This window comes from Intrasporangium sp. (assembly GCF_032907665.1).
GTDB lineage: Bacteria > Actinomycetota > Actinomycetes > Actinomycetales > Dermatophilaceae > Intrasporangium.
In genome coordinates, this window is record NZ_JAJJPG010000121.1 from 1 (window position 1) to 10,044 (window position 10,044).

The 10,044-nt window shown below is 71.4% G+C and carries 8 protein-coding genes and 1 pseudogene; 1 reads left to right on the top strand and 8 read right to left on the bottom strand.

All coding sequences use genetic code 11. From position 1 onward, the window contains the following. The 4 genes and pseudogenes from LOY02_RS15220 to LOY02_RS15235 all read right to left on the bottom strand — a co-directional run. Positions 1-313: pseudogene (locus LOY02_RS15220) on the bottom strand (magnesium chelatase); the annotation flags it as partial. Between the two features lie 148 nt (positions 314-461). After that, on the bottom strand, positions 462-797 hold the full coding sequence (locus LOY02_RS15225; RefSeq protein ID WP_317183210.1) for an AzlD domain-containing protein: 336 nt from the start codon (positions 795-797) through the stop codon (positions 462-464). Next, positions 794-1,537 carry an AzlC family ABC transporter permease gene (locus LOY02_RS15230; RefSeq protein ID WP_317183211.1) on the bottom strand — a complete coding sequence of 248 codons (744 nt, stop codon included), beginning with the start codon at positions 1,535-1,537 and terminating at the stop codon, positions 794-796. The genes LOY02_RS15225 and LOY02_RS15230 overlap by 4 nt, the downstream gene beginning before the upstream one ends. A gap of 145 nt (positions 1,538-1,682) precedes the next feature. Continuing rightward, on the bottom strand, positions 1,683-1,913 hold the full coding sequence (locus LOY02_RS15235; RefSeq protein ID WP_317183212.1) for a hexameric tyrosine-coordinated heme protein: 231 nt from the start codon (positions 1,911-1,913) through the stop codon (positions 1,683-1,685). Between the two features lie 97 nt (positions 1,914-2,010). Here LOY02_RS15235 and LOY02_RS15240 point away from each other — a divergent pair, with 97 nt between their 5' ends. After that, on the top strand, positions 2,011-2,484 hold the full coding sequence (locus LOY02_RS15240; RefSeq protein ID WP_317183213.1) for a MarR family transcriptional regulator: 474 nt from the start codon (positions 2,011-2,013) through the stop codon (positions 2,482-2,484). A gap of 73 nt (positions 2,485-2,557) precedes the next feature. Here the strand turns inward: LOY02_RS15240 and LOY02_RS15245 are convergent, their stop codons facing one another. The 4 genes from LOY02_RS15245 to LOY02_RS15260 all read right to left on the bottom strand — a co-directional run bounded on the left by LOY02_RS15245 (position 2,558) and on the right by LOY02_RS15260 (position 9,874). Next, a complete protein-coding gene (locus LOY02_RS15245) occupies positions 2,558-3,175 on the bottom strand; it encodes a carboxymuconolactone decarboxylase family protein (RefSeq protein WP_317183214.1) in 618 nt (205 codons plus the stop codon). Positions 3,176-3,271: 96 nt separating this feature from the next. Next, positions 3,272-7,180, bottom strand: coding sequence for a phosphoribosylformylglycinamidine synthase (gene purL / locus LOY02_RS15250; RefSeq protein WP_317183215.1), 3,909 nt, complete (start codon positions 7,178-7,180; stop codon positions 3,272-3,274). Between the two features lie 203 nt (positions 7,181-7,383). Then, positions 7,384-9,108, bottom strand: a complete 1,725-nt coding sequence (locus tag LOY02_RS15255) for a bifunctional metallophosphatase/5'-nucleotidase (protein ID WP_317183216.1) — start codon at positions 9,106-9,108, stop codon at positions 7,384-7,386. A gap of 145 nt (positions 9,109-9,253) precedes the next feature. Then, positions 9,254-9,874 carry a hypothetical protein gene (locus LOY02_RS15260; protein WP_317183217.1) on the bottom strand — a complete coding sequence of 207 codons (621 nt, stop codon included), beginning with the start codon at positions 9,872-9,874 and terminating at the stop codon, positions 9,254-9,256. Positions 9,875-10,044: the final 170 nt, after the last annotated feature.

The following is a 10,044-nucleotide window of genomic DNA, read 5'->3' on the forward strand; positions in this document are numbered from 1 at the left end:
CGTAGGGGTGCTCGCCCAGCTCGGCTCCGGCGATGACCGGCGTCCACTCGTCGAGGAGGCCGACGAGGGTGCGGAGCAGCCGGGTCTTGCCCTGGCCACGCTCACCGAGGAGCACGACGTCGTGGCCGGCGATGATGGCCCGCTCGAGCTGTGGGACCACGGTGTCGGCGAAGCCGTGCAGGCCCGGCCACGGGTCGCGGCCGTCGCGCAGCGCCGCGAGGAGGTTGTCGCGCAGCTCGGCCTTGAGGTGCTTCTGCTCGTGTCCGGAGGCCCGTAGTGCCCCGAGGGTGCCGATCGCAGGAGGTTGGGTCACCCCTTCACGCTAACCCGGCGCGTCAACCCCCATTCCGACGACGAGGCCGTATGCCGCTCAGCTCGCTCCACACAGCCGCTCGCTCCCAGCCCTCCCGCCCTACTGGCCGCCCACGCCTCAGGTGGCCATCCGAGACGAGGCCCGGGCCTCACTGCCCGAGGAGGATCGGACCGGTGACGAGGAGTGCGGCTCCGTAGGCGCCGACGCCCGCGACGACGGTCACCAGCATGGATCGACCCAGTCCGGCGCAGACCGCGGCCACCCCGAGGGCCACGACCACCGGCAGCACCGGGAGGCCCGCCGCCGGCTGCAGGATGCCAACGATCCCGAGGACGAGCAGCGCGGTGATCGCCCCCATGCCGGCGTGCCGCAACCCTGCCTGGGCCTGCTCGGACGGGTGCACGCGACTGCCCAGCACCAGCGGCAGGACCCGCAGGACATAGCTGACGATTCCTGCGGCGAGGACGGCGAACCAGACGGTCATCGGTGGACCTCCTGTCGGGAGGCGAGGAGTCCTGCGGCTGCCGCGACACCCATCGCCAGCAGCGGAATCGCTCCGGACGGCAACGACATCCGCACACCGCCCACGGTCGCGGCGGCCGCCGCGAGGACGGCAGCGAGGCCGCCCGGGAGTCGCAGGTGCGGCAGGACGATGGCCAGGAGACAGATCGGCCCCACGATGGAGAGCACCGGCAGGCTCAGCTGTCCCAGGGCCAGGCCGGCCGTGACCACCAGGAGCCACCCGAGCGTGAGGGTCAGCGTCGCGCCGGCGAAGTGCCACCGCCGCTCCGCGTCGGTCCCCGGGGACTCGGCGCGCTGCAGGGCGACCACCCACGTCGGCTCGATGACGAAGGCTGCGGCCACGAGCCGCACGGGCAGGGCGGCCGACGCGAAGGTCGGGACGAGCGCCAGGCTGTAGACGAGCAGCCGAGCGTTGATGAGCACCGCCGCCCCCGCCGCGGTCCACGCGGCCGCGCCGCTCGCGAGCAGCTCCAGCAGAGCGAGCTGCGCGCTCCCGCCGTAGACCGTCAGCGTGCCGGTCCAGGCCGCGAGCACGTCGGTGCTGCGGGCGACGGCCACACCGACGACGAGGGCGAAGGGTACGTACCCGATGACCAGAGGGAGCATGGCAAGGGCGCCGGCCCCGAGCTCCCTCCGCTCGGTCCGACCGCTGCGCAGGAGGGACCGGTCGGTTCGGTCCCGCATCGACATGATCGCTGACATGAGGACCACGGTCCCCTGCCTGGCTCAGCGGGACTCGGACCGGAGGTGCACCTTCGCTGGACGTTTCATGGACTGCTCGACCGTTCGGGTCATCCGCTCTTCCACCCCCGGCGTCTGCCGACGACGTGGCACGGCCCGTCGGCGCTCAGTCCCGCCAGAAGCCGTTCGCCTGGGCCACCGTCTGGAAGTTGATCGCGACGACCTGCGAGGCCGCCGTCAGGCTGTCGGCGTTGTCCGCGTAGTCGGCGCGCAGGCGCTCGCGCGTCTCTGCGCTCGGCTGGGTGAACTTCACGCCCAGGCGGGAGAGCTTGATCGCCAGCTGGAAGCCCTCCTCAGGAGTCGCGGTGAGCAGGGTCGGGAGATAGGGCTCGGACATGGTGCCTCTCCAGGTCATCGTGACGGGTAAAGCATTGTGTACGATTTGATCGTACACAACAGAACCTGTCAGCGGGCGACGGAGAGGGTGGTGCCTCGTGGCCCCAGACGTGACGAGGGAGCCGGCGCGGCTCGAGGACCAGCTGTGCTTCGCCCTCTACGCGACATCGAAGGCGGTCACCGGCGCCTACCGTGAGCGCCTCGCCGATGTCGGCCTCACCTATCCGCAGTACCTCGCGATGCTCGCCGTCTGGGAGCGCGAGGGCCGGACCGTGGCAGAGCTCGGGGCGGCCCTCGACCTCGACTCCGGGACACTGTCACCCCTGCTCAAACGGCTGGAGCGCGCCGGGCTCGTGCGCCGCGAGCGCAGCGCCACGGACGAGCGCGTCGTGCGGGTGCGGGCAACGCCTGCCGGACGCGTGCTGGAGGACCGGGTGCGACCCATCCGGGCCGCTGTCGAGTCGGCCACCGGCCTGACCGATGCGGAGTTCGCCGACCTGCGGCGCACCCTGCTCCGGCTGCGCGAGACCATCTCCATACCGGGAGGACCCGGCGCTCCTGACCCCTCCTGACCGCTCCTGACCGCTCGCCCGCCGCTCGCCCCTCGTCCTCGGCGGCGCGTGGTTCAGGCAGGACTCGGGTGGCTCACCGGTCGACCTCGTCCGGCTCGGTCAGCCCGTCCGCCACGGGCCGGCCCACGACCATCGCGTCGAGCAGGTCGGCCGGGAACGCCGCCGCCGTCTCGGGGTCGAGCTGCGCGCCCAGGCCATCAAGGACCGCGGCGAAGAAGCACCGAGCCGCCGCGGCGAAGGTGACGTCGGCGATCTCGGCGTCGGACAGCCCCACCGCACGCAGCCGCTCGACGTCGGACGCGGCGACCTGCGAGGCGTCGGTGGCGACCGCCGTGGCGAACTCGTACACCGCCCGGTCCTCCTCCTCGAGCCCGGACCCGTCGGGCCGCACGGTGATCGACCGCATCGCCTCCTCGTCGTCGCACACGTCGCGGAGGAACAGCGAGTGCGCCACGGTGCAGTAGGTGGAGTGCCGGGCCCGCGCGGCGGCGATGGTCGCGATCTCGTAGCGCCTGCGGTCCATGCCGCCCCGGATCGCGAGGTTCAGGGCCTGCCACGCCTGGGCCACTTCGGGACGGTGCGAGAACGCAGCGGCGTAGTTCGGCAGGAACCCCCACGACGCGCGCTGGGACTCGTAGTACGCGGCGACGTCGCCCTCGGCGGCGCCCTCGTCAACTCCGGCGATGAACATGGCCTGATTGTCGAGTCAGCACGACCCGACGGCAAGACGCCGGCGCCGTCGGGCTGGGAGGTGGCTCAGCGGCATACGACGTCGTCGGCCAGGGACTCAGCCCACCCAGACCCGGGCGTTGCGGAACATCCGCAGCCACGGGCTCTCGTCCTCGACCCGGCCCGACGTCCAGGACAGCTGGACGTTGCGGGCGACGCGCTCGGGGTGCGGCATCATCGCGGTGAACCGACCGTCCGGCGTCGTCACTGCGGTGAGCCCGTCGGGGGAACCGTTGGGGTTGTGCGGGTAGGTCTCCGCCGGCGCTCCGTGGTGGTCGACGAAGCGGGCCACCCGGTGGACGTCTCCGACGGCACCGCGGGTCGAGAAGTCCGCGAAGCCCTCGCCGTGGGCGACGGCGATCGGGATGCGACTGCCGGCCATCCCGCTCGTGAAGATCGACGGCGAGTCGAGCACCTCGACGAGGGTGAGGCGGGCTTCGTACTGCTCCGAGCGGTTGCGCGTGAAGTGTGGCCAGGCGTCGGCGCCGGGGATGAGGTCGGCGAGGGCGGCGAACATCTGGCAGCCGTTGCAGATACCGAGCCCGAAGGTGTCGTCGCGGTGGAAGAACGAGCGGACGTCGTCGGTGAGCCGCTCGTTGAAGAGCACCGAGCGGGCCCAGCCCTCGCCGGCGCCGAGCGTGTCGCCGTAGGAGAAGCCGCCGACGGCGACGAGCCCCACGACGTCGGCGAGGTCGAACCGACCGGTCTGCAGGTCGCTCATGTGGACGTCATAGGTCTCGAAGCCGGCGCGGTCGAAGGCGAAGGCCGTCTCGACGTGGCTGTTGACGCCCTGCTCGCGCAGGATGGCGACCCTGGGCCGCGCGCCGAGGTTGAGGTAGGGCGCGGCGACGTCCTCCGTCGGGTCGAACGTCGGGGCGACGACGAGGCCGGGGTCGTCGTCGGCGCCGAAGGCCGCGTGCTCCTCGTCGGCGCACGCCGGGTTGTCGCGCAGCGCCGCGATCCGCCACGACACCTCGTCCCACGCCTGCGCGAGGTCGCGCACCGGCTCGTCGAGCGCCGGCTCCCCGTCCACCGTGACCCGGACGCGCCGATCCGGGTTCGTGCGGCCGACGGTGGACACGAGACCGCCGAGGCCGTGGTCGGCGAGGACCTCCTCGACCGTCCCCGCGGCAGCGGTGGGCACGCCGAGGACGACCCCGAGCTCCTCGGCGAAGAGGCCTGCGACCGAAGGGACCTCGACATCGACCCCTGTCGCGCTCGCGAAGGCCATCTCGCACACGGTCGCCCAGAGGCCCCCGTCGGACCGGTCGTGGTAGGCCACCTCGATCCCGCGGGAGCGCAGGTCGGCCAGGGCAGGGGCGAGCGCGACGAGGCGGGCGGGGTCGTCGAGGTCGGGGACCTCGCTGCCGAAGGCGCCGGAGACCTGGGCGAGGATGGAACCGCCGAGGCGGTCCCTGCCGGCGCCGAGGTCGACGAGCAGGAGCACCCTCCCCGCGTCGCCTGCCCCCAGCTGCGGGGTCCACGTGCCCCGCACGTCGGGCAGCGACGCGAAGGCCGAGACGACGAGCGACACCGGCGAGGTGACCTGCTTGTCCTCCCCGGTCGCCTCGTCCGTCCAGCGCGTGCGCATCGACAAGGAGTCCTTGCCGACCGGCACCGACACCCCGAGCGCGGGGCACAGCTCCATGGCGACGGCGTGGACGGTGTCGTAGAGCGCGGCGTCCTCGCCCGGCTCGCCGCAGGCGGCCATCCAGTTGCACGAGAGCTTGACGCCACGCAGGCCGTCGAGGGGCGCGGCGAGCAGGTTGGTCAGCGCCTCGCCGACGGCCATCCGCCCCGAGGCCGGTGCATCGACCGCCGCGAGCGGCATGCGCTCACCGCTGGCCATCGCCTGGCCGGCGAAGCCGACGTGGTCGGACAGCGTCACGGCGACGTCCGCCACCGGGACCTGCCACGGCCCGACCATCTGGTCGCGGTGGCTGAGGCCGCCGACCGTGCGGTCGCCGATGGTGACGAGGAAGCGCTTGGACGCGACCGTGGGATGGCGAAGGACGTCGTATGCCGCTGAGCGCAGGTCCAGCGCATCGACGTCGAGCTCGTCCCCGCGCCACGTCACGCGGGCGACGTCCCGGGTCATCCGCGGCGGCTTGCCGAGCAGCACCTCCATGGGCATGTCGATGGGCCGGTCGTCGCCGGGCTCGTCCTCGGCCGACGGCGCGAGCACGAGCTGGGCGTCGTCACGGGCCACGCCGACGACGGCATACGGGCACCGCTCCCGCTCCGCGAGCGCGGCGAAGCGGGGCAGCGACTCCGGGGCGATCGCCACGACGTACCGCTCCTGGCTCTCGTTGCACCAGATCTCCTTGGGCGCCAGGCCCGACTCCTCGACCGGCACGGCGGACAGGTCGAAGCGGGCCCCGAGGGCGGCTCCGTCGACGAGCTCGGGGAAGGCGTTGGACAGGCCGCCCGCGCCGACGTCGTGGATCGCGAGGATCGGGTTGTCCTCCCCGAGGCTCCAGCAGTGGTTGATGACCTCCTGCGCGCGCCGCTCCATCTCCGGGTTGCCGCGCTGGACCGAGTCGAAGTCGAGCTCGGCCGCGTTGGCCCCGGCAGCCATCGAGGACGCCGCTCCACCGCCCATGCCGATGCGCATGCCCGGGCCGCCGAGCTGGACGAGGAGCGTGCCCGCGGGGAACATCACCTTCTCGGTCTGGCTCGCGCTGATCGAGCCGAGGCCGCCGGCGCTCATGATCGGCTTGTGGAAGCCGCGCCGCACCCCGTCGACGGTCTGCTCGTAGACGCGGAAGAACCCGCCGAGCGCGGGGCGCCCGAACTCGTTGTTGAACGCCGCGGCACCGATCGGCCCCTCGACCATGATGTCGAGCGGACTCGCAATGTGGCCCGGCGCCCCGTAGACGTCGCGCTCCCACGGCTCGTCCGTGCCGGGCAGGTGGAGGTTCGACACCGCGAAGCCGGTCAGGCCGGCCTTCGGCTGGCTGCCCCGGCCGGTGGCCCCCTCGTCTCGGATCTCCCCGCCCGCGCCGGTCGCCGCGCCCGGGAACGGGCTGATCGCCGTGGGGTGGTTGTGCGTCTCGACCTTCATGAGGACATGGACCTCGTCAGGGCGCGGGCCGTAGCGGCTGGGGCCGTCGCCGCCCTCCGGCAACCAGCGGGTGACGGGGCCGCCCGCCATGACCGAGGCGTTGTCCCGGTAGGCGACGACGGTGCCCTCGCCGGCCACCTGCTCCGTGTGCCGGATCATCGCGAAGAGCGAGCGCGTCTGGGGCTCGCCGTCGATGATGAAGTCGGCGTTGAAGATCTTGTGCCGGCAGTGCTCCGAGTTGGCCTGGGCGAACATCGTCAGCTCGACGTCCGTCGGGTTGCGGCCCAGACCTGTGAACGCCTCGACGAGGTAGTCGATCTCGTCGTCGGACAGCGCGAGACCATAGGCGGCGTCGGCCTGCTCGATCGCCACCCGACCCCGTCCGAGGACGTCGACGTGCTCCATCGGCTCCGGCTCCCGCTCGTCGAGCAGCGCGCGTGCCGCCTCCACGGACGGCAGTGCCGACTCGGTCATCCGGTCGTGCAGGAGGTCGGCTGCGGCCACCCACTCCTCCTCGCCGAGCGGGGCGGACGAGGCGAGGACGTACTCGGTGATCCGCTCCACGCGCCGCACGTCGACCCCGCAGTTGTGCGCGATGTCAGTCGCCTTCGACGCCCACGGCGAGAGCGTGCCCAGACGGGGTGAGACGACGACCGTGGACCGGTGGACGCCGTCGGGCTCCGGCCCGGCCGGCGGACCGTAGCTGAGCAGCCGCGTCACCGTCTCGAGCGTCGCGTCGTCGAGGGGGTCGTGGCTGGCGACCTGGTGGACGTATCGCGCCGAGAGCCCCGTCACCGATCCGACGACCCCCTGCAGGCGCACGAGCAACGCGGCCGCGCGGAAGGGTGAGAGGGCGTTGCCGCCCGGGACGGTGGTCAGCACGAGGTCGTGCGACGGGGCCATGCGCAGGTCTCCGATGGTGCGGGGGGTGGCAAGGGCGGGCTGCCGGCTCACAGGTTACCGGTCACTGCTGCGGCCCACGCCGCGCGGGAGGCCACGCCGGAGCGGCGGCGAGCCCAGCGGCATACGGCTGCCATCGTCCGGGGACGCGCCGAGGGCCACCCCCAGCGGGAGTGGCCCTCGAGCGTGAGGCGGTCAGCGCCGTGTCACAGACCAGCGATGCGGCTGTCCGGAGCCGTGAGGCCCGGGTTCGCCTTGAGGAACGCGACCAGGTTGGCCAGGTCCTCCGGTCCACCGGTGATGTTCGTCCCCTCGAGGAAGCCGGTGAACAGGTCTCCACCGTCAGCGAGGAAGTTCAACGTCGACACACGGTAGGTGGCGTTCATGTCCATCTGGACACCGTTGAGGAACATCGTGCCGTCGACGACCCGCATGTTCGTCGCGTCCCACTCGTAGGTGAAGCCCTCAGAGACACCCAGCGCGAGCATCGGGCGCGAGCCACGGTCGGGGACGGGCTGGTACTGCTGGTTGAGGATCGTCTTGATCTGCGCCCCCGTGAGGTCCATCGTCACGAGCAGGTTGCCGAACGGCGCCACTGCGTAGGCCTCGCTGTAGGTGATCTCGCCCGGCTGCTCGCCCGCAGCGATCGCGTCGTAGATGAACGACGCGCGAACGCCACCGACGTTCATGAGGGAGAGCTGCGCGCCACCCTCGTCGGGGTCGTTGGTGCCCCACAGGATCGAGTCAGCAACGAGGTCCGCCATGGGAGTCTCGAAGGCCCGGCTCGTGTTGGAGTGACCGACGATGTCCTCCTTGACCGTGCCGACGACCTCGGCCGCGAGCGGAGCAGCGATGGCGTCCCACTTCTCGATGATCGCGGTCTGGTGCGCGTCAGGCGTGAGCGCCGCGCGCTCCACGATGTGGTTGGCCGCGGTCGACGCGCCGCGGACGACGTCCTTGGTGCGGCGGTTGATGACGAGCTCGGTCTCGGTGACGACCCGGCCGTAGGACGCGGCGCTCGTGACGAGACGGTCGACGCCGTCGGGGTCGGGGAGCTGGCAGATGTAGGCCTCGTGCGTGTGGCCGGTGATGACGGCGTCGATCTCCGGGTCGAGCTGGGCGGCGATCTGGGCGATCGGGTCCGAGATCCCCTCGCACTCGTTGACGGTGCCCTCCTGGTAGCCACCCTCGTGGAGGAGCACGACGATTGCCTCGACGCCCTTCTTCTTCAGGGCCGCGGCCTGCTTGTTGGCCGTCTCCACCTCGTCGAGGAAGTCGACCGAGGCGACACCCTTGGGGCTGACGAGCGTGTCGGTCGCCTCGAGCGTCATGCCGATGAAGCCGAGGTCGACGCCGTTGACCTTCTTGATCGACGTGGCCGGCAGCAGCGTCTCGCCGTTGTCCTTGCGGACGACGTTGGCCGCGAGGTACTGGAAGTCAGCACCTGCATACGGCTGGTCCGGGAAGTAGCAGCCATCGGTCGGGTGACAGCCGCCGTTCTGGATGCGCAGCAGCTCGGTGGTGCCCTCGTCGAACTCGTGGTTGCCGACGCTCGACACGGACAGGCCCATGGCGTTGAGCGTCTCGACGGACGGCTCGTCGTGGAACAGGCCCGAGATGAAGGTCGAACCGCCGATCAGGTCACCTGCGGCAACGGTCAGCGTGTTCTTGTGACCGGCCCGCAGCTCGTCGAGCTTGGCGGCCAGGTACTCGGCGCCGCCGGCGTCGACGCCCTCGATGCTGCCGGCGTCCCCGTCGGCCTTGATCCGGCCGTGGTAGTCGTTGAACGACAGGAGCTGGACCGACATGTTGGCGCTCGGGTTGGGCTTGGGCTTGTCGTTCTTCGCCTGGGCAGGACTCACGGCCAGTGCCGTGGCCCCCAGCAGCGCCGCTGCCCCGACAGCGACGACGCGGCTGATGCGATGCGTCATAGGTGACTCACTCCTGGTTCGGTGGTGCCGGACGGCACCTGGGTTCCCGAGATCATGCTCTCCGCGTGACCTTACGAGACAATGACGCGTTGTGGAACGAAGACGGCAGGATTGATTGCGATCGCCCTGTCGGTCCCGTGGGTGATCACCGGGACTGGAGGGCGTCGAGAGCCACCGCCATGGCCGCGGCGACCCGCCAGTCGAGGCGCCAGCCGTTCTCCTGGGCGGGCAGGTCGACGGTGTAGACGTCCTTGACGCCGACCTTCTTCGTCGAGCTCATCACGATCGAGCCGTCCGGCGCCCGGAAGTCGAAGTGGAAGAGCCAGGGCACCGGCACGTCACCGAGGACGGGGACGATGTCCCACACGCGCCGCAGCACCGCCACCTTGGCGTTGCGTTCCTGCCCGACGCACTCGAAGCCGTCGACCGTGCCGAGGTGCCAGGTGGAGTTGCCGAGGGAGGCGGCGAAGTCCTTCCGGAACCATCCGATGGGCTGGCCCTCGGCGTCGACGACGTCGTAGCCGGACCCGAGGTCGATGACCTTGCGGGCCGTGAACCCGAAGAGCGGGTGCGTCTTGGCGGCGTCGGTGAAGAAGGTGACCTGCTCCTTGAACGCCATCCGCTTCTGCTCGGCGAAGCAGATGAGTCCCTGCTCGGTCCCGGCTTCATCGACCTGGAGGATGTCGTAGCGGTTGACCATCATGGTCAGCCGCTGACGGACCTTGAACTGCGCGAAGCCTGAGGAGGGTGCGGGGGGCTGGGTCATGCGCCAAGGCTCGCACACCCTCACCGGCCTCCCCGCCCACCACCTATCGGACCCCGGCCCGATCCTGGTCGGCCTCCCCGCGCGACCACCACCACCTATCGGACCCCGGCCCGATCCTGGTCGGCCTCCCCGCGCGACCACCACCACCTATCGGACCCCGGCCCGATCCT

Coding starts and splice junctions, on each gene's coding strand:
- LOY02_RS15260 (WP_317183217.1), bottom strand. CDS start 9,874: ATGACCCAGCCCCCCGCACCCTCCTCAGGCTTCGCGCAGTTCAAGGTC.
- LOY02_RS15255 (WP_317183216.1), bottom strand. CDS start 9,108: ATGACGCATCGCATCAGCCGCGTCGTCGCTGTCGGGGCAGCGGCGCTG.
- LOY02_RS15245 (WP_317183214.1), bottom strand. CDS start 3,175: ATGTTCATCGCCGGAGTTGACGAGGGCGCCGCCGAGGGCGACGTCGCC.
- LOY02_RS15235 (WP_317183212.1), bottom strand. CDS start 1,913: ATGTCCGAGCCCTATCTCCCGACCCTGCTCACCGCGACTCCTGAGGAG.
- purL (WP_317183215.1), bottom strand. CDS start 7,180: ATGGCCCCGTCGCACGACCTCGTGCTGACCACCGTCCCGGGCGGCAAC.
- LOY02_RS15230 (WP_317183211.1), bottom strand. CDS start 1,537: ATGTCAGCGATCATGTCGATGCGGGACCGAACCGACCGGTCCCTCCTG.
- LOY02_RS15225 (WP_317183210.1), bottom strand. CDS start 797: ATGACCGTCTGGTTCGCCGTCCTCGCCGCAGGAATCGTCAGCTATGTC.